Origin of the sequence: Fructobacillus durionis, from assembly GCF_900112405.1 — a bacterium.
Classification (GTDB): domain Bacteria; phylum Bacillota; class Bacilli; order Lactobacillales; family Lactobacillaceae; genus Fructobacillus; species Fructobacillus durionis.
Genome location: NZ_FOLI01000001.1, coordinates 432,866 through 456,717, shown reverse-complemented (window position 1 = coordinate 456,717; position 23,852 = coordinate 432,866). Strand labels below are relative to the sequence as shown.

General features: G+C 43.9%; 21 protein-coding genes. 11 read left to right on the top strand and 10 right to left on the bottom strand.

Going from position 1 to position 23,852, the window contains the following annotated elements; all coding sequences use genetic code 11:
* A complete protein-coding gene (locus BMZ93_RS02075) occupies positions 1 to 633 on the top strand; it encodes an NAD(P)H-binding protein (protein WP_091501681.1) in 633 nt (210 codons plus the stop codon).
* A gap of 60 nt (positions 634 to 693) precedes the next feature.
* On the opposite strand, the gene BMZ93_RS02070 is transcribed toward BMZ93_RS02075, so the two are convergent.
* The 3 genes from BMZ93_RS02070 to BMZ93_RS02060 form a co-directional block, all read right to left on the bottom strand.
* Positions 694 to 1,431 carry a DUF1003 domain-containing protein gene (locus BMZ93_RS02070; RefSeq protein ID WP_091501679.1) on the bottom strand — a complete coding sequence of 246 codons (738 nt, stop codon included), beginning with the start codon at positions 1,429 to 1,431 and terminating at the stop codon, positions 694 to 696.
* Positions 1,432 to 1,507: 76 nt separating this feature from the next.
* Positions 1,508 to 4,033 carry an ATP-binding cassette domain-containing protein gene (locus tag BMZ93_RS02065; RefSeq protein ID WP_091501677.1) on the bottom strand — a complete coding sequence of 842 codons (2,526 nt, stop codon included), beginning with the start codon at positions 4,031 to 4,033 and terminating at the stop codon, positions 1,508 to 1,510.
* A gap of 131 nt (positions 4,034 to 4,164) precedes the next feature.
* A complete protein-coding gene (locus tag BMZ93_RS02060) occupies positions 4,165 to 5,718 on the bottom strand; it encodes a multicopper oxidase family protein (RefSeq protein WP_091501675.1) in 1,554 nt (517 codons plus the stop codon).
* Positions 5,719 to 5,860: 142 nt separating this feature from the next.
* Between BMZ93_RS02060 and BMZ93_RS06620 the strand changes: the two genes are divergently transcribed.
* Together BMZ93_RS06620 and BMZ93_RS02055 are read left to right on the top strand one after the other, a co-directional pair.
* Positions 5,861 to 6,025, top strand: coding sequence for a hypothetical protein (locus BMZ93_RS06620; RefSeq protein WP_200769356.1), 165 nt, complete (start codon positions 5,861 to 5,863; stop codon positions 6,023 to 6,025).
* Between the two features lie 130 nt (positions 6,026 to 6,155).
* Positions 6,156 to 8,933: a cation-translocating P-type ATPase gene (locus BMZ93_RS02055; protein WP_091501673.1), complete on the top strand. Its 2,778-nt coding sequence runs from the start codon at positions 6,156 to 6,158 to the stop codon at positions 8,931 to 8,933.
* Between the two features lie 48 nt (positions 8,934 to 8,981).
* Here BMZ93_RS02055 and BMZ93_RS02050 read toward each other — a convergent pair whose 3' ends face one another.
* The 4 genes from BMZ93_RS02050 to BMZ93_RS02035 all read right to left on the bottom strand — a co-directional run bounded on the left by BMZ93_RS02050 (position 8,982) and on the right by BMZ93_RS02035 (position 12,767).
* Positions 8,982 to 9,512 carry a GNAT family N-acetyltransferase gene (locus tag BMZ93_RS02050; protein WP_091501671.1) on the bottom strand — a complete coding sequence of 177 codons (531 nt, stop codon included), beginning with the start codon at positions 9,510 to 9,512 and terminating at the stop codon, positions 8,982 to 8,984.
* A 96-nt stretch (positions 9,513 to 9,608) separates the two neighbouring features.
* Positions 9,609 to 10,565 (bottom strand): GMP reductase, encoded by a 957-nt coding sequence (locus tag BMZ93_RS02045; protein ID WP_091501669.1) that lies wholly within the window; start codon positions 10,563 to 10,565, stop codon positions 9,609 to 9,611.
* A gap of 259 nt (positions 10,566 to 10,824) precedes the next feature.
* A complete protein-coding gene (locus BMZ93_RS02040) occupies positions 10,825 to 11,409 on the bottom strand; it encodes a xanthine phosphoribosyltransferase (RefSeq protein WP_091501668.1) in 585 nt (194 codons plus the stop codon).
* Positions 11,406 to 12,767: a nucleobase:cation symporter-2 family protein gene (locus tag BMZ93_RS02035; protein ID WP_091501665.1), complete on the bottom strand. Its 1,362-nt coding sequence runs from the start codon at positions 12,765 to 12,767 to the stop codon at positions 11,406 to 11,408. Before BMZ93_RS02035 ends, BMZ93_RS02040 begins: the two co-directional genes overlap by 4 nt.
* 371 nt (positions 12,768 to 13,138) lie before the next feature.
* Here BMZ93_RS02035 and BMZ93_RS02030 point away from each other — a divergent pair, with 371 nt between their 5' ends.
* From BMZ93_RS02030 to BMZ93_RS02010, 5 genes are all read left to right on the top strand, one after another.
* A complete protein-coding gene (locus BMZ93_RS02030; protein WP_091501663.1) occupies positions 13,139 to 13,555 on the top strand; it encodes a MarR family winged helix-turn-helix transcriptional regulator in 417 nt (138 codons plus the stop codon).
* A 103-nt stretch (positions 13,556 to 13,658) separates the two neighbouring features.
* Positions 13,659 to 14,372 carry an acetolactate decarboxylase gene (budA, locus tag BMZ93_RS02025; protein WP_091501661.1) on the top strand — a complete coding sequence of 238 codons (714 nt, stop codon included), beginning with the start codon at positions 13,659 to 13,661 and terminating at the stop codon, positions 14,370 to 14,372.
* A gap of 76 nt (positions 14,373 to 14,448) precedes the next feature.
* The gene (alsS, locus tag BMZ93_RS02020; protein WP_091501659.1) at positions 14,449 to 16,134 is read left to right on the top strand and encodes an acetolactate synthase AlsS; all 1,686 of its coding nucleotides are present in this window, start codon (positions 14,449 to 14,451) and stop codon (positions 16,132 to 16,134) included.
* A gap of 206 nt (positions 16,135 to 16,340) precedes the next feature.
* Positions 16,341 to 17,033 carry an SDR family NAD(P)-dependent oxidoreductase gene (locus BMZ93_RS02015; protein WP_091501657.1) on the top strand — a complete coding sequence of 231 codons (693 nt, stop codon included), beginning with the start codon at positions 16,341 to 16,343 and terminating at the stop codon, positions 17,031 to 17,033.
* A gap of 627 nt (positions 17,034 to 17,660) precedes the next feature.
* Positions 17,661 to 18,500, top strand: a complete 840-nt coding sequence (locus BMZ93_RS02010; protein WP_091501655.1) for a MetQ/NlpA family ABC transporter substrate-binding protein — start codon at positions 17,661 to 17,663, stop codon at positions 18,498 to 18,500.
* 183 nt (positions 18,501 to 18,683) lie between these two features.
* Here BMZ93_RS02010 and BMZ93_RS02005 read toward each other — a convergent pair whose 3' ends face one another.
* Positions 18,684 to 20,627: a S9 family peptidase gene (locus BMZ93_RS02005; protein ID WP_091501653.1), complete on the bottom strand. Its 1,944-nt coding sequence runs from the start codon at positions 20,625 to 20,627 to the stop codon at positions 18,684 to 18,686.
* A 120-nt stretch (positions 20,628 to 20,747) separates the two neighbouring features.
* On the opposite strand from BMZ93_RS02005, the gene BMZ93_RS06575 reads away from it, so the two are divergent.
* A complete protein-coding gene (locus BMZ93_RS06575) occupies positions 20,748 to 20,915 on the top strand; it encodes a hypothetical protein (RefSeq protein ID WP_159427778.1) in 168 nt (55 codons plus the stop codon).
* 97 nt (positions 20,916 to 21,012) lie between these two features.
* A complete protein-coding gene (locus BMZ93_RS02000; protein WP_091501651.1) occupies positions 21,013 to 21,495 on the top strand; it encodes a GNAT family N-acetyltransferase in 483 nt (160 codons plus the stop codon).
* 80 nt (positions 21,496 to 21,575) lie between these two features.
* On the opposite strand, the gene BMZ93_RS01995 is transcribed toward BMZ93_RS02000, so the two are convergent.
* Entirely contained in the window at positions 21,576 to 22,154 is a 579-nt protein-coding gene (locus tag BMZ93_RS01995) for a TetR-like C-terminal domain-containing protein (protein WP_091501649.1), read from the bottom strand.
* Positions 22,155 to 22,255: 101 nt separating this feature from the next.
* Between BMZ93_RS01995 and BMZ93_RS01990 the strand changes: the two genes are divergently transcribed.
* Complete coding sequence (locus tag BMZ93_RS01990; RefSeq protein WP_091501647.1) at positions 22,256 to 22,831, top strand: NAD-dependent epimerase/dehydratase family protein; 576 nt, start codon at positions 22,256 to 22,258, stop codon at positions 22,829 to 22,831.
* Between the two features lie 121 nt (positions 22,832 to 22,952).
* Here BMZ93_RS01990 and BMZ93_RS01985 read toward each other — a convergent pair whose 3' ends face one another.
* Positions 22,953 to 23,840: a DMT family transporter gene (locus BMZ93_RS01985; RefSeq protein ID WP_091501646.1), complete on the bottom strand. Its 888-nt coding sequence runs from the start codon at positions 23,838 to 23,840 to the stop codon at positions 22,953 to 22,955.
* Positions 23,841 to 23,852 lie beyond the last annotated feature (12 nt).

Here is a 23,852-nt window from a genome sequence, read left to right as displayed (position 1 = left end):
ATGAAGATTTTGATTTTAGGTGCAGCCGGACAGATTGCTCATCAATTAACGGAACGCCTGCTAAATGAACGGGACGATCAACTGACGCTCTACGCCCGTCGTGCTAACGAACGGCTTAGCGAGTACAAGAATAACCCCCGTGTTAAAATCGTGGACGGGGACTTCTCAAACGAAGCACTCCTTAAAGAAATCATGCCTGGTCAGGACGTTGTCTTCGTTTATTCGGACCACGATACGGAACCAATCCTAGAAGCGATGAAGGCAAGCGGCATTAAGCGTATTATTATCGCCGGTGTACTTGGCGTTTATGGTGAAGTCGCTGGTAAGTTTGGCGAATGGAATCGCTCCATGATTGGGGATGCTTCACCAGCCCGTCACCAGAACCTGCAGATGATTGAAGACTCCGGCTTGGATTATACCTACATGCGGATGTCTTGGTTATACAATCAAAAGGGTAATGTCGCTTATGCCACCACGCAGAAGGGCGAACCCTTCGTTGGCGCACAGGTGACACGAGAAGCGATTGTCCAGTATGTCCTTGACCTGCTTGATAACCCCAAGCGTGACATTCAGGCCAGTGTTGGTATTTACGAACCAGGTTCTGAGAAACTTGATAAGCCAAGTTTCTATTAATTTAGATGAATACAAAAAGACCCGCTCAGATTTTATCTGGAGCGGGTCTTTTGTTAGTTCTTAGTCTTTTTCGTTCTTTTTATTTAACAATGCTAGCTCCTCATTGATAGAGGCTAGCATTTCCATTTGCATCTTTTGAATCTGCATGGAATTTGGCTGATCCTGTTGAATCAAGTGGTCAACCTTGGCGTGGAGAAGGCGAATTTCTTCTTCGGACTTCAGGTTTACGTGGTAATCGTTTTGTGATTCCATTCGGTCGTAGTCTGAAGCTCGGTTCTGGGCCATCATGATGAGTGGTGCTTGAATGGCAGCAACCATGGACAAGAAGAGGTTCAGCAGAATGAATGGGAATGGATCAAAGTTGGCCCCGAAGAGGTGGGTGACGTTTAAAATAATCCAGACGATCATGATGACCACAAAGGAAATCACAAATGGCCATGAACCACCAAAGTGGGCGACACCGTCCGCGACTTTTTGGCCAAAGGTTAAGGTGCTATCTAACTTCTTACCAACATCGATGATTTTGTAGTTATCATCTTGAAGGACACGTTGCATCTTTTGATGAATTTGCTGGTTTTTGCGTTGGTCTTCGTGAATCATCTTATCCAGCTTACGAAGACGGTAGGCAACGAGGTGTTCGGAACAGATGAAATCTTGGTCTGACGCCTTCGGCCGGTCCTGCTTAATCATCTTACGGGTTTGGGGGTCCAGGTCATGGAGAAAAGTTCCCGCGCCAAAGTTGTAGCCGTCTTTGTTATCAATGAGGCATTGGTACTGGTTATCGGTTGGATTAGCCATTATTCATCTGCTCCTTGTCGTTTTAGTCGTTATATGACACATTATAGTAGTTTCAGTCCGAGAATGCAGGGATAATTTAGATTAAATCGAATTTACTTAGGTGTTTAGCCAAGTACTCTGTCGTTAAGGAATGGGGCTCTTTGGCTAAATCAAAGGGCTTACCCATGGCCATTAACTGACCACCCTGATTACCACCACGGGGACCCAGGTCAATTAGCCAATCGGCATTGGTCATCATGTCCAGGTCGTGCGTGATAAAGATGATAGTTGCGCCTTTTTCCTTAAGACGGTTGAAGACACCGAGTAGCGTTTGCACGTCAAGGGGATGCAGGCCAATGGTTGGTTCGTCAAAGACAAAAAGCGTGTGCATCTGGCTCTTATGTAAGTGACTGACAAGCTTTAAGCGCTGTGCTTCACCACCGGAAAGGGATGGTGTTGCCTGACCGAGATGGAGGTAGTTTAGACCAATTTCATCGAGAAGTTTTAGTTCGCTTTCGATTTTGGCTTCCCCTTTGAAAACGGGTAAAGCTTCTTTCACTGAAAGGTTCAGGAGGTCGACAATGGACTGACCCTGCCATTTAATTGACTGAGCTTGGTCGTTGAAGCGAGCGCCCTGACAAGTTGGACAGGTCTCCACAATGTCGGGCAGGAACTGAACATCTTCGGTGATGACACCCAGCCCCTGACAGGTGGGGCAGGCACCTTCTTTGTTATTGTATGAAAAGGCCGAAGCACTTAATTTTGCTTTCTTGGCCTCTGGCAGGCTTGCAAAAAGTCGTCGAAGTTCGTTCATGATGTTCGTGTAGGTGGCCAAAGTGGAGCGGGTGTTCCGTCCGATGGGTTTAGCATCAATCGTGACAGTGTTAGTAATATTCGTTGTAAGCTCACTTACAGTTTTTAGATTATTTTCTTTATTTTGTATAGCTGGAATGAGATTGTCTAGAATAAGGGAGGTCTTTCCGGCACCTGAGAAACCAGTCACGGCCGTCATCTGGTGTTCGGGGATGGTGACTTGGACATCCTTTAGATTATGGTAGTTTTGAACACGTAATGTAGTTTTGCCGGTACCTACCGGAGTGACCGAATCATGAACAATATTGGCCGAACCCTTGATGAAAGGGCCAATCAGGGACTGGGAATCGTTGGTTAGCTTTGCTGGTGTTCCTTCATCGATAATAAGACCGCCGGCTTCGCCCGAACCTGGACCAATTTCGATAATCCAATCGGCTGCAGCAATTAAATCAACTTCGTGATCCACGACAACTAGGGAGTTTCCCTGGGCAATGAGTTCGCGGAAGACCTGAATGAGTCCCTTGATATTGTCTGGGTGTAAGCCAATAGAAGGCTCGTCCAAAACGTAAAGAACACCGGTGGTCTGAGCGCGAATCGTTTTCGATAGTTGCAAGCGTTGGAGTTCACCCGTTGAAAGGCTAGCCCCGGCACGGGACATGGTGAGATAGTCGAGACCAAGATTTAGGATAGGACGAAGGACCTGCTTCATGTTTGTAAACAACGTGTTGGCCAGGTGCTCCATATTATTGGGAAGAGAGTCCACCGTATTATCGGCCCAGTTCGTTAACTCGCCGAGGGTTAGGTCATTCACTTGCACAATGTTTTTGCCGTCTACCGTTTGCTTCAGCAAGTCTGGATTCAAACGTGAACCATGACAGGTGGGGCAGGTAGAGAAGTGGTAGAACTTATCGAGCTTCTTGAGTGTTGCCTGACTTTTGACATTGGCTAAAGAATCTGTCACGGCATCGTAGGCGTTTTCGTATAGAGAGCCGTCCGAATGGTAGACGCGACCGGTTGAGGTGTGGAAGTCGACAGGGTAAAGTTTCTTCTCGCCGTGTAAGACAATGCTTTTCTCTTTGTCCGTTAGGTCCTTGTATGGTACATCGATGCGAACACCTAGACTTTGGGCGATTGATGGCATGAAGTTTCGGCCGGGCAGGTGCCAGGAAGCGACTGCGCCTTCTTTAATCGACAGATTGACGTCTTTAATTAGCTTGGCTTCATCGAGTTCACGGACCTGACCACTACCATGGCAGGTTGGGCAGGCGCCGGTACTATTGGCTGAAAAGTCCTGGGCGGAAAAGGCGGTAAAGTGCACGCCACAAACGGGGCAGGGTAGCTGGCCTTCGTTGTGGTGTTCACCTGGCTTTTCGGCCTCGTTCATCGCCCGGCTGATGGCCAAAGAGGGTTCTAAGCGGTGACCGTTGGGGCAGACCGGTGATCCTAAACGAGAAAAGATAAGCCGCGTGATGTTGGACAGCTCGCTAATGGAACCGACCGTGGAGCGTTCACCCGGGGTAGCGGGGCGCTGCTTGAGAGCAATCGCAGATGGAATGTACTGAATCGAGTCGACGTCTGCTGACGATTCCTGTCCCATTCGGTTACGCGTGTAGGCAGACAAGGCTTCGAGATAGCGACGGGAACCTTCCGAAAATAAAATGCCCATTGCTAATGAGGACTTACCGGAACCGGACCGACCTGAGATGGCGACAAACTTGTTGAGTGGAATGTTCACATCAATGTTCTTTAGATTGTGAACGCGTCCGCCGCGGACTTCAATTTGACTTGGGATGTGCGACTTTTCAATCATAAGTAAACTCCTTTGATTAGAGTGTTTCTTATCTATGTAATAGCATAGTTGGGGAGGTTATTCAAAATAAAAAACCACATCGGGAAGACTTCTTCTCAATGTGGTTTTTACTTTGTTTCATTCGTGCCCAATCAGCACATATCCATTCCCATCATCTTATAGGAATCGAGTGGCTTAATGACTAACTCATCCACCTTGCAGCCGCGCTCTTTCGCGATAGCATTCATCAAAGTATCCATTGGCATCAAATCGTACTTCTTGTTTGGTTCATCGGGCGTGTAAACCTGCAACTGGGCCATCATACCGCCATCTTCGTGTTCGATGATGTGGCAGTGGTACATGAAGACACCGGCGTAGTTAAAGCGCATCTTGATGCGGACAGTTTCACCAGGGTTAACACTGACCGTATCCTTCAAGCCCATTTCGTTAGGGTAAGGTGCGTGACCGTTACGCGAGACGATTTGGAAGGAACCACCGTGCATGTGATAAGGGTGCAACATACCACCACAGCAGTCGTTGGTATTGGTGATATCCCAGTACTCGGTCTTGCCAATTTCTTGGCGGTCATCAATGCGCATCATGCCAAACTTTTTACCGTTGATACCAACTGACTCATCCATTCCAGACATGACAACTTGGTGAACTAACGAATCTGGGTCTGAAACATCAGGGTAGTTGATGTCGGCTAAGTGTTCAGGAATCTCCGTGTTGTCAGGGGTGAATTCTTTGATATTAAATGTCAAGATTGGCATATCGTCTGAGTAGAGCGTGACTTGGTCACCGGCCTTGTACTTGCCAAAGTCTAAGATAACCTCAGCACGTTCGGCACAGGTAATCATTAACTTGGTCATCTGAACGGGTTCGGGTAGTAAACCACCATCAGAAGCAATCTGTGTCATGACGAGGTCATCGGAGAGATGCAAGCGCCATTCACGACGGTTTGATCCATCCAAGAAACGGAGACGGAGCTTTTGTGTGGTGACGTTAAACTCTGGATTGACCGTTCCGTTAATTAATGCGGTTGGGCCAGCGACACCATCTGGATCGTAGTCGGCATCGTAGTCCCACTGGTTATCCTCGTGGAAACGACGGTCTTGCAAGACAACGGGAATGTCATCAACACCGTATTCATGAGGAAGTGGCAAGCTTTCTTCGTGCTTGTCAGTTACATAGACCATGGCAGCTAAGCCGTGCCAAACATCCCAACCAGTTAATGGACATGGATGAGCGTGTAACCAAGTTGTGGCAGCGGGTTGGTCGACTTTAAAGGTAATTTCTTTGTTTTCACCAGGGTAGACAGGGGCGTGGCAGCCACCATCAATGAATGGTCCTGGAACGTCGAGTCCGTGCCAGTGAAAAGTCGTAAGCTCGGGTAGGCTGTTTTTCAGCGTGACGTGATAAGTTTTACCGGACTTAAAGACAATGGTTGGGCCTAAGAGACTTTGGTTGTAGCCCCAAGTTTTTGTTTTGGCACCGGGTACAATTTGTGTTTCACCGGCTTGGGCGTGGACCGTTAACCAGACGTCGGTATCGGTTTCCTTATCCGGCTTTAAAAGCGTTGGAATACCAAGTGGTACTGTAGGTGAATCGTACTTCTCCAATGGCACATAACCACCATCGTGGTAATCATAGGCACTTTCATTAAAGAAGTAATCGTTATAGATTGGCTTTTTTGATTCTGACATCGTTTTCCTCCTCTATTGATTGCCCTTAGTATACAATTTCATGGCACATATGTGTAATACTATGTTAAATATCTGCTATAACTATGTTATGATTTAGTCAAATAAGAATGTACGGTAATAAGTACATAGGGAAGGGTTTGGAATGCGAAAGTTTAATCGGATTTTTCATTTATTGATGATGCTTGTGTGGGCATACACAATTTACTTGGTAGCCACTATGAAGATGATGCCCGCTATGTGGGTCATGGCCGTGGGGATGTTCGTTGAATCAGCCTACGCCGTTATCTCCAATGACAAAGGATGTTAATTTGTTTAACCATTGATGAAATCATTAATGGACGTCAATAAAACGCCTATAGAATGATGACTCATGGTTTCAACCAAAACATGGTGCATTGTTCTGTGGGCTTTTTTATTAAAAAGGAAGGTATGTTGATATGCCAAATCAAGGTCAAAATAATGATCAGTTAGCGCAAATGCCGTTAGATCAGTTTTATCAAACAATTGGTTCAAGTGAAAAGGGACTGACTAACAGCCAGGCGCAACAACTACATAGCAAGTTCGGTGACAATGTAATCACGTCTGCCAAGGGTGAAAATAAGTTATGGAAGTTCCTGAAGAACTTTACTAGCTTAATGGCCATTCTGCTCTGGGTTTCTGGTTTAATTGCCATGTTTGCGCAGATGTTGGAACTCGGAATTGCCATCTGGGCGGTCAACGTGATTAACGGGCTTTTCTCTTACTGGCAGGAGAATCAAGCACAGAAGGCTTCCGATGCTTTGAAGAAAATGTTGCCAACAAAGGCGACGGTTATTCGTGACGGCCAGTCCGAACAGATTGATACTGCGGAGATTGTGCCCGGCGATATGATTGCCATTGCAGCGGGGGATAGTATTTCAGCCGATGCCCGTGTCATTTCGTCCGATTCTTTCCAGGTCGATGAATCAGCCTTAACTGGGGAGTCGAACCTGTCAGATAAGAAGGCGGAATACCACCATGGCGAGGGAAAGTTCGCTGAGAGCAACATTGTCTATGCTGGAACGGTCGCTTCCGCCGGTTCTGCTAAAGTCGTTGCACTGAACACCGGAATGCGCACCGAGTTCGGACAGATTGCCCGCTTGACGCAGAGTCAAAAGTCGAAGCCATCCCCATTGGAGATGGAGTTAAATCGTTTGACCCGCCAACTGTCAATCATTGCCATCTTAATTGGAGCCGGCTTCTTCTTAGCTGCCATCTTCTTCGTTCACTATCCAGTTGCCAAGTCCTTTATCTTTGCGCTGGGAATGATTGTGGCCTTTATTCCGGAAGGACTTTTGCCAACGGTGACCCTGTCACTAGCACAGGGTGTGCAGCGAATGGCTAAGAAGCACGCCTTAGTGAAGAGCTTGAGTTCAGTTGAAACCTTGGGTGAAACGACGGTTATCGCTTCTGATAAGACGGGAACGTTAACGCAAAACCAAATGACCATCAACCATGTTTGGATGCCGGGTAAGGTTTATACTGTTACCGGCCAGGGATATGTAAACAACGGTCAAGTGATGGATGGTGATCAGGCCGTGAAGGCTGGTGCAAACCCTGACTTAGACTTCTTGCTTAAGGCAGTTAGTTTGAATAACGATACGACGGTTAAGCCAACCAATAAGCCCGGTGCTGAAGCAACAATTGTTGGAACACCAACGGAAGCCTCTTTGGTTATCTTGGCCGAAAAGTACCAGCTGGCTAGTCAGCAATTAGCTTCCGAGAACCCTCGTCAAAAAGAAATCGTCTTTGATTCTGATCGTAAGCGAATGTCAACGATTAATAAGGGGCAGGATGGAAAGCTAACCCTTTATACCAAAGGTGCCATGAGTGGTATCTTGTCCATCACAAAGAATATTTTGGATAATGGTAAAGTTCGTCCCATTACGGATGACGATGTGAAGGCCATTCGAGGGGCAAACGAGCAGTATGCCTCCCAAGGTTTGCGTTCACTTGCCATTGCCTACCGTGACTTATCAGCGGATGAAGGGCAGGACCTGTCAAAGGCAACTGCTGAAAATACTGAGCAGAACTTAACCTTTGTTGGATTGACCATTATGGCGGATCCTCCTCGTCCAGAAATTTACGACGCGGTCAAGAAAGCCCATCAAGCCGGTATCCGGATTATCATGGTGACTGGGGATGGTCCAATTACCGCTAAAGCCGTGGCCACAAAGATTGGTTTGGTATCGGATAAAGCGCGTGTCATTTCTGGCGATGAGTTGACGGCCATGTCCGACGAAGACTTGCGTCAAGCCGTGAAGGGCGAGGTCATCTTTGCCCGTGTTGCCCCTGAACAGAAGTACCGCATTGTGAAGGCCAACCAGGCGAACGGTGAGATTGTTGCCTCAACGGGGGATGGTGTCAACGATGCCCCAGCTTTGAAGCAGGCTGACATTGGAATCGCCATGGGTGCTACTGGTACCGACGTTGCCAAGGAAGCGGCCGACATGATTTTGACGGATGATAACTTCGCTTCAATTATTGCCGCCATTGAAGAGGGACGAACGGTCTATAGTAACATTCAGAAGTTCCTACTTTATATTTTGAACAGTAACGTGCCGGAAGCCTTTCCTTCCGTACTCTTCCTGTTCTCGGGTGGTTTAATTCCATTGCCACTGACGGTTATGCAGATTCTAACCATCGATTTAGGAACGGATATGTTACCAGCCCTTGGTCTTGGATCTGAAAAGAGTGAGCCAGGTATCATGCAAGAACCACCTCGTTCACGTAATGCCCACTTGCTGAACAAGTCTATTATTTGGAAGGCCTTTGGACTTTACGGTTTGGTGGCGTCAGTAATTTCTTCAGCTGCCTACTTCTTCGTCAACTATTCATACGGTTGGCCAGAACACGCCTTGTTCAGTTCAGGGGATGTTTACGCCGAAGCAACAACCATTACCTTAGCGGCGATTGTCTTCTGTCAGATTGCGGCAGCGATGAACGCCCGTACGAAGTACACTTCAGTCTTTAAGATTGGTCTCTTTAGTAACCGACACATTATCAATGGTATTATCTTCGAAGTGATGCTAATTTCAGCGATTATCTACGTTCCATTCCTACAGGATGTCTTTAATACCTACGCATTAGGAGTTAACGAGTGGATTTTCTTACTCATCATTCCAATTCCATTGATTCTATTGGAAGAATGTCGTAAGTGGATTGTCCGTAAGTATTTCCTTAAGCTCAATAAGTAAGCAAATTAAAAAGTCCAGGTCTAATCCTGGGCTTTTTTATTGTTGAATTTAGAGTTTTGAAAAGGGAATAAAGGGAGCTGGAACGTCTGGACAGTTCAATTCCTTTTGCAGCCAGAAGGTGTCTAACCATTGGCCTTCCTTAAAACCGATGTGCTTAAATTGGCCAACAATTTCATAACCCATGTGCTCATGAAAAGCGATGCTATTTTGGTTTTGACCCGTTACGCAGGCACAGACATTGACGACGTTTTGCTTTTCTAAAATTGCTTCAATCTTTTGATAGAGTTGTCGGCCAATACCCTGACCCTGGGCGGCCTTGGCGATATAAACGGATATCTCAGTTGACCACTGGTAGGCTGCCCGCTCTGCGTAAGGATGGGCGTAGGCGTAGCCCAGAATCTGATCATCCTCGACCATCACTAGGTAGGGGTAGTTTTCGAGTGTTTGACTAATGCGTGTTTCAAATTCAGCAAGCGTTGGTAGGATATATTCAAAACTGGTGGTGCTGTTTTCAATTGATGGCTGATAAATGGCCAGCAAAGCAGCTGCATCACTTGTTTGGGCTGTTCTGATATGCATGGGCGACCTCCGTTACTCGACTTTTTTCTTATTATTGTACAAGAAAGTTAATGAAAAAGAGACTTTTAGTAATCAAAAGTCCCTAGTGTATTTAAATTAATAATCGGTGAGAACTACGTAATCAACGGTTTTGAGACTTGAGAGGTCAAAGCCGCCGGCGTAGGAAATCGCAGACTGAAGGTCTTCTTGCATCGCAGTGAGCGTGCCTTGAATGCTGCCTTTGTATTCGACCATTAGGCTACGACCTTCGACGTTATGCTGGTGACCCTTTTGAGCGGCAGAGGCCGAACCGTAGTAGGCCTTGTAAGTCTTACCGTCTTTTTGAATAATATCGCCAGGTGTTTCATCATGACCTGCAAACATGGAACCAATCATGACCATTGAGGCACCAAAGCGAATGGACTTGGCAATGTCACCGTTGTGTCGAATACCACCATCAGCAATAATTGGCTTGGTAGCGACCTGAGCGCAGTTGGCGATGGCAGCGAGTTGCCATCCGTTTGTCCCAAAGCCAGTCTTGTCTTTTGTAATACATGCCTTACCAGGGCCGATTCCGACCTTGGTGGCATCCGCACCGGCAGCCTCAATTTCAACAATGGCCTCAGGCGTACCGAGGTTTCCAACAATCAGGAAGGTGTCGGGGAGCTTTTCTTTAATATAGTGGATCATTTGAATGACGAACTCGGAATGACCGTGTGCTACGTCAATTGTGATGTATTCTGGGCAAACATTTTCAGCTTGAAAGCGATCAATCAACTTGTACTCGTCATCCGTAATACCGAGACTGATTGAAGCCAGGAGTCCTTTTTCTTGAATCTTTTTGACAAAGTCAAACCGTGTCTCGGGCTGGAAACGGTGCATAACATAGAAGTAGTCACGAGAGGCTAACCATTCGGCTAGGTTTTCATCGATAACCGTTGCCATGTTGGCAGGCATTACTGGAATCTTGAAAGTGTACTTACCCAATGTAACTGAAGTATCGGCTTCCCGTCGGCTCTTTAACAGACTCTTCTTTGGTAAAAGTCGGATAGCATCATAATCAAAGGTTTTCATTCTTGTTCTCCATTCACGATTCGGGGTTCATCATCAGAACATAATGTTCATATTTCACATTGATTTTCTAAATCACAATTAATAATATACGGTTTATTAATCATTAAATCAAGGATGTTGTGATAAATAATCGCCTTTTATCGTCTGCTGAACCGAACGAATGGATGGAAATTGAATGAAAGTTCGGATTTTTGATTTTTTCTATGAACAGGGCATAAAAAAACACCTGCATGAGCTGCAGGTGTTTTCTATTGGGTGATTATGCTTCTTCGTTTACAAATTTGACTTGGCCGTCTTCAAAGACGGCAATTCGTGCTAAGGAGTGGATGTTCTCTAGACCAGCGTCAATGGCATTTTGACGGCCGGGTTGGAAGGACTTCTCGATGACGATGCCCGCACCAACGATTGTGGCGCCTGCTTGATCAGCAATTTCCTTTAACCCTAATAGTGCTTGGCCGTTCGCTAGGAAGTCATCGATAAGAAGAACATGGTCGTCTGCTGACAAGAAACGCTTGTCAATTCGAATGGCATTGCTCGTTTGCTTCGTAAAGGAGTAAACGTCGGCTGTAAAAGCGTCATCCGATAGAATACGTGACTTGCTTTTTCGGGCAAAAACAACGGGAACATCTAAGGCTAGACCAGCCATCACAGCTGGGGCGATGCCAGAAGCTTCGACCGTTAAGATCTTGGTCACCCCCTGATTGGCAAAGAGCCTTGCGAACTCCTTGCCCATTTCCTGCATGAGCACGGGGTCAATTTGATGGTTGAGGAAGGAGTCAACCTTTAAGATATCCGGTTCAATAACCCGGCCATCCTCTTGGATTCGTTGTTCGAGTGCTTTCATATTAATTCCTCTGCTTCTAGTAGGGACTGTTCGGTGTTGATAACGTCGGTTTCCTGAGTATCCTGGTTTCGTTCTGTTCGTGGCCAACCGTTTAAGAGTAAGTTCATCGACACGGCGATTATGGTCGTGACAACCACACCGTTCGAAAGAACTAATTTTAACGTTTCAGGTAGTTGAGTGAGGAAAGTTGGGACTGATCCAATTGCTAGTCCGCCACCAATGGCAAGGCCAGCGGTGAGCAAGTTGCCCTCGGCGTTCAAATCGACTTTTCCAAGAATTTGTAAGCCTTGAATGGCGATGGTTGAGAACATGACCATCATGGCTCCACCCAGTGTAGCACTCGGGATGATGGTCGCCAAGGCACCAAACTTTGGAAGAAGGCCCAGAACGAGCAAGATGCAGGCGGCATAATAGATGGGTTGCTTCGTTTTTACTCCAGAAAGACGAACAACGGCGACGTTTTGTGAGAAGGTTGAGTAGGGGAAGGTGTTAAAGATTCCAGATAGGATTGCGGCCAACCCTTCTGCCCGGTAACCACGTGCTAGGTCCTTTTGTTCTAGCTTACGGCCGGTTAAATCTGCAAGGGCAAAGTAAACACCGGTTGCTTCGACCATGGCGGTCAAGACAATGACAATCATGGTTAAGCAGGCTGATAGTGAAAAAGTCGGTGTCCCAAGGAAGAAGGGCTGTGGCAAATGGAACCAGGCTGCTTCAGCAACTGGCTTTAATGAAACCGCACCAAGGCAAGCAGCGAAAACGGTACCAAGAATGATACCTAATAGAATGGCGATGGCTTTAACGAAACCTTTAGCAAGCTTCATTAGTACTAAGGTAATGGCAATGGTTACAGCACCAATCAACAGGTTTTGATAAGAGCCGAAATCTTTTGACTGAAGATTACCACCACCCCAGTTTTGTAAGGCGATGGGTGTCAGGCTTAAGCCGATGACCGTAATTAAAGATCCAGTAACAACGGGTGGGAAAAAGTCTCGTAAGCGGGCAAAGCTGCCGGCAATTAAGACAACGAAGAGTCCGGCAATGATGGTGGCACCGTACATCGCTCCCCATCCAAGTGTGGAACCGATGTTAATTAAGGGTGAAACGGCCTGAATAGAAGAGCCGAGCACAACCGGAAGGGCAATTCCAGTGATGGGTGTTTGCTTTAATTGGAATAAAGTAGCTAATCCAGTACAGAAAATATCAACCGATATTAAGTAGGCCAGCTGCGTCGATGAAAAACGGAGGGCCGTTCCGATTAATAATGGTACTAAAATCGATCCTGCGTACATGGCTAAGACATGTTGAAGGCCAAGTAGAAGGGCTTGTGCTTTAGGTAAAGGGGTGTTGGGCTTTTCCATGATTTCTCCTTGATTTGAACATCCAATGTCATAGCGGTTGAAAATGTCGACAGTGAGTCCATATCAAAAGAAATAAAAAAAGCGCGCAAAGAATTCCCAAGCGCGCTTTAAAAACCCTTGGTGATAGTCGTCCTTTTTGCCGGACGGTAGAGACTCGGTTAGCATTAAAAACCGTATATAACTCCAAATTGGTGCCTTTATTGTATCATATAATTCGTATTTATTTGAATGTTTTATAAAATATTGTTCGGTTTATTTTTAAAAATAGTCCCTTCATTGCGTTGTAGGAAAAATGTTAGTATGCCATTTCTTAACAACAGGTGTTAAAATCAGATTGCGAAACCATTTAGAAAAATAGGGAATATCAAGTCATGAATGAAAAAATTAAAGAATCCAATATTGCCATGATTTACTTCGCTTACCAGGAGTTTTCACAGCATATTGATTTAGAGCGTTTTAAAATTAACAAAACGCAGCACCGGATTCTTTTCCTGGTTAGTCACCTGACGGACCCAAGCATTAAAAAAGTTCTGGGCATCATGCGAATTAGTAAGCAGGGTTTCAACAAGGCTTATAAAGATTTGGAAGAGCGCCATTTGCTCGGTACAAAGCCTTCTGCGGCCGACCCACGTGCAAAAGATCTCTTTCTTACCAAGGAAGGTGAAGCGATGATCACTGAGTTGAACCACGACCAGAGTGAAAAGATTAACCGCCTCTTGGAGTTACACAATGGTAACTGGCACGATGCCTTGAACGATATGGTTGAACAATATTTACAAAGTTTTTAAAAATTAAAATCAAAAGCTGTAATTAAGAATATTGACAGACAACTTGGTCCAGGTGTATGCTTTATAGGTAAACTTAGTTGACCAATAAAGATAGGGGACACAGATGAAACCATTAGTACAATTTGGGACGATGCAAATGTTGGTTGAGCGTCTGCTTGACGGCTTTGTATCGGCTAAAGAAATGTTGGAATCCGGAAATACCGGAATCGGAACAGGTGCTGGTGTTGACGGTGAATTAATCATGCTTGATGGTGTTGCTTATCAAGTTGATGTTCAAGGTCATGTTAATCGCGTCGCAGACGACTTTCCAATCGCCTTTGGTGACGTGCACCAGGCTGACTTCAAGCCATTTAAGCACTTCGAAAACATTACTTTAGAGGATCTTTCAAAGGAAATTTTGAAAGAAGTTGGTACGAAGAACTACTTCTTCGCCGTGAAGATGACCGGGGAATTTGCAGCCGTTGAAACACGTGCCGCTGCGAAGTCCGAAAAGCCATATCCTGGCTTGGGTGCCATTGCCAAGACACAACGTATTTTCGACCGTAACGATGTGAAGGGAACCATGGTTGGTTACTTTACACCACACGTATACGAAGGCGTTGGTGTTGCTGGCTTCCACCAACACTTCCTCTCAGATGAACTTGACTTTGGTGGCCATGTCCTTGGCGCTACCTTGAAGTCTGTTGATGTTGAATTGCAACTTCTTTCTGGCTTGACCATTAACCTACCAATGGACAACGAAGACTATAAGAATGCTGATTTGACCGACTTGTCTACGCTGAACGACGTGATTCACGCTGCGGAATCAGCTGACTAATCTGTTAAAGCGACTGAAATAAAGGAAAGGAAACATGGGCTGAGTCTTTTCTCTCTAACAGCTCATAGTAAAAAATATGTCTGAACAAAAATTTGGGGCAGATATCGTAAACGATAGCCTTATCAACCACGGTGTTGACCTTGTCTTTGGTATCCCTGGTGCAAAGATTGACCGCTTGTTCGAAACTTTGGAACACCCAAAGGCCGGACAAAAGACACCAAAGTTGATTATCACTCGTCACGAACAAAACGCTGCCTTCATGGCCCAAGCCTTCTCACGTATCACGGGTAAGACTGGTGTTGTTGTGGTTACTTCTGGACCAGGTGTTGGTAACTTGGTTTCTGGTATGATGACTGCCAGCGCTGAAAACGACTCAATCTTGGCCATCGGTGGTCAAGTACCACGTCGTGACTTGAACCGTTTGACTCACCAGTCAACGGACTCAGTATCACTCTTCAAGTCAATTACAAACTACAGTTCTGAAATCCAAGATCCAAACAACATTTCAGAAATCATTGCCAACGCTTTTGCTGCTGCTAACGGTGCAAAGCGTGGTGGTGCCTTTGTTTCATTGCCACAAGACGTTGATGATGCGCCTGTTTCAATTGATGCCTTGCCAGAAGTACAAGCACCACAACAAGGTGCTGCTTCAATCAACGATTTGAAGTGGTTGGCTGACCAAATCAAGCAAGCAAAGTTGCCTGTTTTGTTGGTTGGTGCCCGTGGATCTGATGATGACACTGTTGAAGCACTTCACCAATTGCTCCAAGACACAAAATTGCCAGTTGTTGAAACCTTCCAAGGTGCCGGCGTTATCTCACGTGACCTTGAAGAAGACTGCTTCTTTGGACGTATCGGTTTGTTCCGTAACCAAACCGGTGACAAGCTCTTGCAAAAGTCTGACTTGGTCGTAACGATTGGTTATGATGCCATCGAATACGAACCACGTAACTGGAACAAGGAAAAGAACTTGAACATCGTGGCCTTAGACACAACGCCAGCCGAAATCGATAACAACTTTGTTCCACAACGCCAGTTAATTGGTGATTTGGCCCAAAGCTTGACTTTGTTGGATGCTGACATCAAGGGTTACCACGTTCCTGCCGAAGGACAAGCTGTCTTGAAGGAAATGAAGGACGACTTGCGTGCTGCTGATGAACCAACATACACACCAGCTTCAGCTAACTTGAACCACCCATTGGACGTTGTTGAATCAATCCAAAAGCACGTGACTGATGATATGACTGTTTCAACTGATATCGGTTCACACTACATCTGGATGGCCCGTCACTTTAAGTCATACGTTGCTCGTCACTTCTTGATCTCAAACGGTATGCAAACACTTGGTGTTGGTTTGCCATGGGCTTTGACTGCTGCTATGGTTCGCCCAGGTGCTAAGTCAGTTTCTGTTTCTGGTGACGGTGGCTTCTTCTTCTCAGCCGCTGAATTGGAAACTGCTGTTCGTTTGAACTTGGATACTGTCCACATCGTATGGAACGACAACGCTCACTACGACATGGTTAAGTTCCAAGAAGAAATGAAGTACAACGGCCAAGCTGCCGGTGTTGACTTTGGTAACATCGACATCGTTAAGTTCGCCGAATCATTCGGTGCCAAGGGATTGCGTGTTGATACACCTGATCAATTGGACAAGGTGCTTGACGAAGCCTTTGCAACTCATGGTCCAGTGGTTGTTGATATTCCAGTCGACTACTCACACAACTATGAACTTGGTTCACAGTTGATTGAATCAGAAGGATAATTCTGATTAAGCTTTAAACAAATAATTTTTTTGATACTTGGTGAGAATGAACATCGACTTTTGTTGATGTTCATTTTTTTGTGTAGAAATAGGATTTATTTTCAATAAAATAAAAAGTCCCTTTCACACAGAAGGGGACTTTTTGTTATTGCTAAAATCTTGCACTATAATTGGGATAGATATTATTCGAATGGAGGCACTAATTTATGAAAAAAGCGTTAATCACAGGTGCTAATAAGGGCATTGGTTTTGCAATTGCAAAGGCCTTAGGAAATCAAGGTTGGCAGGTACTAGTCGGTGCCCGTAATGAAGGGCGCGGTATTGAGGCGGTCAAGGCTTTAAAGGAGTCAGGGGTTGCTGCCGACTTTGTTAAAGTTGATTTAAGTGCGCCTGAAACGTTGAAAGAAGCAGCTGATGTGATCGGTCAAAAATATGACAGTCTATCACTCTTAGTAAATAATGCCGGCGTTCCTGGTAAAAATGAATTAAGCTATGATACGTCGGTTGATGACTTAAGAAGTACGATGCAAGTAAATTTCTTCGGAACTTTTGAGCTAACGCAGTTACTCTTACCAGTGCTAGAAAAGAACAATGGTCGGATTGTGAATATAACGATTCCAACAGTTGCTAATCCAAACTGGAATCCATTTGCTTATAAGGCCACGAAGGCTGCACAAAACGTGATGAAGGACGCATTGGCCATTGATTTTGAAGCCCAGAACCGCTCACTGGAAATCTTCAGCATTCATCCAGGGCCAACGACAACTGATCTAAACGGTAATCTAGCAGTTGATGGCTTTAAGACGGCAGATACGGTCGGCCAGGAAATTGTTGATGTAATTTTGGATGGCCAGAAACATCAGGGTGACTTTATTGAGTTACATGAAGAGTTGAAGTAGGGGGGAGATAACTAGTTAATACCGGCTATTTCAAGTGGTGTTAATCGTCTCGTTTCATATATAATGACAGCGACTTTTTTCACTGATAATGAATCGGTGTGCATTTTTTGTTGGTGGAAAAAGGGGTATTGGTATGAAGTATATTTGAATTGAGAGAAGGACCCCCTATCAATTTTGAGATATGTAGTATTTTTATCGAAAATGCTAATTTTTTAAAATATTGATAGTTAAAAAGCGTTGACATAGCCAACCTATATGATAAAATTAAAACAACATTAAAGAAAAAGGAGAAAAAAGAATGCTTAAGATGCAAATGATGAACGTAGCCATGTTTTAGCTAATCAATCGTCATAATGAACGGTTGATTAGCGCTTCAAGAAAGTGACTTTGACCGTTCATATTGCATCAAGACTATTTGGCCACTCTTTTTTCAATCGAGTAAAACCAGTCTTTCAGTATGAACCAATACTGTAAGGACTGGTTTTTTTATGGCTTCAATTAAGCAAACACGTGAATGGATACAAATTAATCTTAATCATCTAATCAAAAGTGTTGGAATTAACGATCCACCTACTTGACTGAGTAATGAATAAATATGAAAGAATTTACTTAGAGAGAAGGATTATCATGAAAAAGATTTACATTTGGATTATTGCCTTGGTCGCCTTGGCAGGAATTGGTTACTTGAGTTTTGGGCATCACGAAGGCAAGTCAAAGAATGAGACTTTGACAGTGGGAATCATGGCCGGTGACAAGCATACCGATGAGCAGTGGAAGATTATTAAGGCTAATGCGAAGAAGGAAGGTCTTGATTTGAAGATTAAGACTTTTACGGATTACACACAGCCTAACGCCGCTTTATCTAGTGGTGACATTGATGTGAACGCTTTCCAGCACTACATCTTCTTGAATGACTGGAACAAGGCCCACAAGACTGATTTGGTTCCTGTTGGAGAAACAATTCTTGTTGCTGGTCGTTTGTACTCAGATAAGCACAAGAGTTTGGATGAAATTCCTGATGGTGGAACGGTGGCTATTTCAAACACTAAAATCACGCAGGGACGGACTTTGCTCTTGCTCCAAAATGCCGGATTGATCAAGGTGAACAAGGATGCCAAGGACCCAACGCTAAAGGATATTACTGAAAACAAGAAGAACCTGAAGTTTAAGGAAGTTGGAACGGACCAACTTGTTCGTGTCTTGCCTGAAGTGGACTTGGCTTCTGTTGACCCAAGTTTCATCGTTGGAGCAGGTCGTTCAATTAAGTCTGCTATCTATGTTCGTCCAATCGATAAGAGCCAACACAACGGTATTAACATTATTGTAACGACAAAGAAGAAGCAGCATTCTGAAGCCATCAAGAAGTTCGTGAAGGCTTACCAATCAGATAACGTTGCCGATTACATTAACAACAAGTCTGAAACTGGTGAAGTTGCTGTTTGGAAGGGTGCTCCTGGACTAAAGTAAGCAATTTTGTTTAATAAATGAAGAGCAAATGGAGATAGAATATCTCGGTTTGTTCTTTTTTATTGTTCTTTGATGATTTACTATACAATATTGATTTATAAGTATTATAAATGTACGTATACATACAAAAAGCAGTTACTTTTTAATTAGTAACTGCTTTTTTATGTTAAATTTGTTACTTAATTAGTAACGCTTAAACCAATCGACAATGTCATTGATTCGTCGTACTCGAAGTGCTGGTGCACCGTTTCGAGAGAGCCCGTGGAAGGATTGTGGGTAGCGGATGTAGTCACAGTCGGTGCCGGTGCGTTTAATGGCTGTGAAGAGCGCTTCACTTTGGCTGGCCGGGCAGCGACGGTCCAGGACACCGTGCTGTATTCTTGTTGGTGTTTGAACCTTATCGGCGTATGCCAAAGGCGACTTTTCCCAATAGTATTGAGCTGCGCCGGCGTCCTTATAGAGGTCTGCGCCCATTTCAGCGGATACGAAAGTCACACCGATATCACTGTTGCCGTAGAGGCCAATCCAGTCGATGGCGGGGCGCTGAATAACGGCGGCTTGGAAGCGGTTGTTATGGCCAACGACCCAGGCGGACATGAAGCCACCGTAGGAACCACCGGCGATGAAGAGGTGCTTCTGGTCGATACCGTCAAAGTGTTCGAGAACGTAGTCTAGTCCGGCCATGACATCGTCGTAGTCGCACTCACCGTAGTGACCCATGACGGCGGTGGCAAAGTCTTCCCCGTAACTGGTTGAGCCACGTGGGTTCACGTAGGCGACGTGGTAGCCTTCGGCTGCCAGTGCCTGGAACTCGTGGAAGAAGGTGTCCCCGTAAGCGGCATGAGGGCCACCATGAACATAAAGGATGAGGGGTGCAGCTTCGGAATCTCCCTGAGCCCTTGTAAACCAACCCTGTACTTCGACTTCTTGGTCGGTAGAAGGGTAGTGGAAGGAAGTGACTTTAGCATATTGATGAGTATTTTCGTACGCTTTGTTTGGATTATAGAGCGTCTGTTCCTTTTTGGACGAGAGCTGCCATTCTTTTAATTCGGATGGTTTTTCCGGTGTTGAATTGACGAAAACGACTGTTTGATCATCAACTGGCACAAAGTCCACAATGTCTCGTGCTTCATCGCTGAGTAATTGTTTTTTCTGGCCATCGTAATAATAGAGTTGGCTGTGCCCATGGTCATAGGCAATAAAGAGAAAGGCTTCGTTTGATAACCAATAAATAGAACGGTTGGAGCGGTTTTGAATCAAATCGCTCCCGATACTGTGCTCATAGCCCACGTTTAAGTCCGCGTTTTCAGTGACGTTCTTAAGCTCGGCATTAGTAAAGTCGTATCGATAAAGCTGATTAACAGAGGCTGAATAATGCTTAAAGTCAGTTCCAATCAAGGCAGCCTGCTTGCCATCGGGTGAAAAATGAGCGTCGGAAAAGACTGCTTCGGGCATGGCTCTAGTAAGCCGCTGATGCTTGTCGGCCTTTTGGTCATAGCAGTAGACAGCCATCGTATCGTCAAACTTGTCATCCCATTCTGGGTGTTCGGCAGCAAGGTAAAGGACTTTGCCGTTGTCAGATGAAACATCTTGTAAATTGAAGTCCTGTTTTCGCGTCCAGAAGGTTTTTGTTTCACCATTTCGAACATTGTAAACCTTCAATGAATAGGTCTTGTTGGTTGGCAACCAACCAATACCATCGGCTTTATTTTGAACCTCTGTTAGGTGTCGAATCCCAAGAGGCTCTTTCTTCGTGTCGTCTGTATGAACAGACTTGAAGAAAATCTTGGTTTTGTCTGCTGATAAAACGAGTTGATCGACACTATCTTCGACGGTCAGGGCTTCTGCCACACCACCATCAACCGGCATCTTCATGAGTTGAAAGGCACCTTCGTTTTCTTTATAGCGGAAGTAAAGGAAGTCCTGGCTAACGACTGGCTGTAGGTTCAGCCCGCTGTTTGTGTAGGGACGGACGGTCTGCTGAGCATCAATAGAGTAGATATCTGCTCGATAAGTGTTTTCTTTTTCGTCCAGCATGCTTTGCACAAAGAAAACCGTACCATTATTCACGAATGGCTGACTAAGACTTTTTAATTGATATAAATCGGTTATTTGAACTCCGGGCATAGCGTCCTCCTAAGGTTTGATAATACACTTAGTATAACAAAACGGTCCTTAACAATGTGATTATCATTAGAAAATTATGATAAAATATTTTTATAATTAATTTTACTGAAAGAAGACCTTATGACTTTTAAAGCATTGGAACCAGGCGATTTTCACGCGCCAACGGGGCAGAAGGTGGAAATGAAGGCAGAAAACGGAAACATGTCAGTCGAGGGTTTTAAGACGGCTGAAACGGTTGGCCAGGAAATTGTGGACGTCATTTTAGATGGTCAAAAGCACCAGGGGTGACTTTATCGAACTACATAAAGAGTTAAATTAAGAGTTAAATTGATTTATAAGAATTGATCTATAAGATAGGAATTGGAAGGCCAAAGGAATAGACAAAATGACGCAGATACGGAAAATTACGCCAAATGATGACGCCGCTTTGAAAAACATTATACAAAGCTCGTTAAAGTCCTTTGGTTTAAACATTAAAGGAACGGCTTACTTTGATCCTGAACTGGGGCAAATGAGTCGTTTCTACGATGCGAAAGATAACCGGGATTACTATGTTGCTTTAAGTGATGAGGGGGAGGTATTTGGTGGCGCAGGTTTCGCTGAATACGATAATGAACAAAGGGTGGCAGAACTACAAAAACTTTATTTGAGTGAGGCATCTCGAGGACAAGGGCTCAGTTATCAATTAATTGAGCTGGTCATCAATGAGGCACGCAAGGCTGGCTATCAGCAGCTTTACCTCGAAACGCATCACAAATTAGAGTCAGCTGTTCATGTCTATCAAAAAGTCGGCTTTCGAGAGATTGATGCACCGTTGAAAGAAGCTCAACATAACGCCTGTGATCAATTCTTTATTTTAGATTTATAAGAAAAAACGGTTTTCTTTAATTGATAAGGAAAGCCGTTTTTTTAATGAGTTTTTATATTTAATAGTGGGGGAGATTTTTATTAGTTAACACCTGCAATTTCGAGTGGCGATAGTCTTCTGGTTTTATAGATAATCTTCGCGACTTTTTCATAAGGCATCTCCGCATTATGGTTGATCCAGAAGAGGACGATGCTGAAAATACTATTAATAATAAAATCTTCTGCAAAGTCCTCTGGAATATCTGAATTTTTGGTCGTTTTTGTAATCCCATTAGGACCGATAAAAGGAGCAATGCTTTGTTTCAGGCGATTAGCAAACTGTTGATCTCCGTTCGTCCCTAAGAGTGCAATAAAAGCATCGCTATTATTATCTATTGAATAGGTAATTGCTTTATACATATCAAGTTCAATTGCATCATCACTGTGAAGTGTTCGAGTCCGTTTTAATACGTTAATAATGTTTTCAATTAGCAACTTTTCCATTTGCGATATGGCATCAGAGATGTCAGTGAAATATAAATAAAATGTACTTCGATTAATGCCAATTTTTCGAGTTAATTCGGCTACTGTTACCGTGTAAATAGTTTTGTCCTTGGTAAATAAAATTAATGTGGAGAATATTTTTGATTTTGTATTGTTTTTAATTAAATGACTATCCATTTTCACTCAACACTTTTCGATAACCTGTTGTTCTTCTTTGTATGACTGTACTATATGCTGATACATATACAATTTTAATTATACAAAAAAAGGATGAATTTATGACGAACGTAGTACTTTTAGGTGGCGGTGGCTACATTGGAAGAAATATTATTGAAACTTGGGTAAATCGTGATGCTAACGTGGATTTTTTTGTCTATTCACGATCAGAAAAGCAGGTGCTTAATCAGCCTAATATACATAATTATGCAGTTGATGTAACGAATTTTTCTGAATTGAAAGCAATGCTCCCAGATCATATTGACTATATTATTGACCTTGTTGGGCGGCCAGAAAAAGACAAGGAACAATTAAAAACTATCAATGAGGAGCCTGCAAAAGTGATGTTGAAAATTGCAAAGGCTTATCATGTCAAAGGAATGGGTTTCATTCAAGGTAGTCTTGGCCCGAAAGCTTTTCTTGAAATCAAGCAGGTAATAACAGACATGTTAGTCAACAGCGGAATTCCAACAGCAATTGTTAATCCGACTTTGGTTTATGGGAATGGTCGGTCGGATGCCTTGTCTAAGTTAGTACCTTTATTTAAAGTCTTGGGACTCTTTTCATCTGGATTACGGCCTGTTCATATTGATTCGGTCGCGGACGAAATGGTGACTAAGTTGATTGAAACGAAGTAGTAAATGAACAAGAATTTCTTGATAACATAAATATATAGCAAATAGATAAATATAAAAAACAACAGCCAGAAAATCTCACTGTTGTTTTTTATTACTAATTTTTATATGAACAAAGAATAGTTTATTCTTTATTGAAAAAGTATTGCAAAAACACCGTTGAAAGGATTAATGCGCCACCGATTAATTGTACAAAATTAAAAGTAACATGCAAGAATGTAATCGATAACAAAGTAGCTGTTAATGGTTCAAATGAACTTAACATACCAGTAATGCTTGGTGAGATATACCGGAGACTCTTTAGATAAAATAGGTACGCTAGCATCGTACCAAAAATAACGATGAAGACAATGGAACTAGCTGTACCAACATTATTTATAGTGACTTTAGAATTAAAAATAACACCAAGGAAGGGAATACTACTTAAAAACATTCCCCAACCAACAACCAATGTATCATCGAATTCAATCAACAATTTTCTTGGTAAAAGTGTATAGGAAGCTTGACTCAAACCAGCACCAATTCCCCATAAAATGGCCGCTAATGAGAAGGATAAACCTTTAATATTACCGCTTGTGACGAGTAAAAACGTTCCTGTAACCGCAATGAAAACGCTAATCGTATTAATTCGACTAGGCCAATGTTTGCTAGACAATGCTAGATATAAAATGATAAAAATAGGCCCTAGAAACTGTAAAACAGTTGCTGTCGGTGCGTTTCCATACTGAATAGCCATAAAATAAGCTAATTGAGAAGGTAGCATTCCGAAGAAAGAAAATAATAGTAACGATATAACTGATGACCATTTATGCCAGATAGCGAAAATGTCTTGATGAAGTGTTACCGATACGCCTAATAAGAGCAATCCGGCGCTCAAAAGTCTAATACCAACTAACCAAGTTGACGGTACGTGCTGGACACTGAATACGTATTCTGCAACGGTTCCAGAAGCGCCCCAGAAAACACCACCAATGATGGCAAAGAGTAAACCAGTATTTGTTTTACTTTTCATAATACCTCTCAA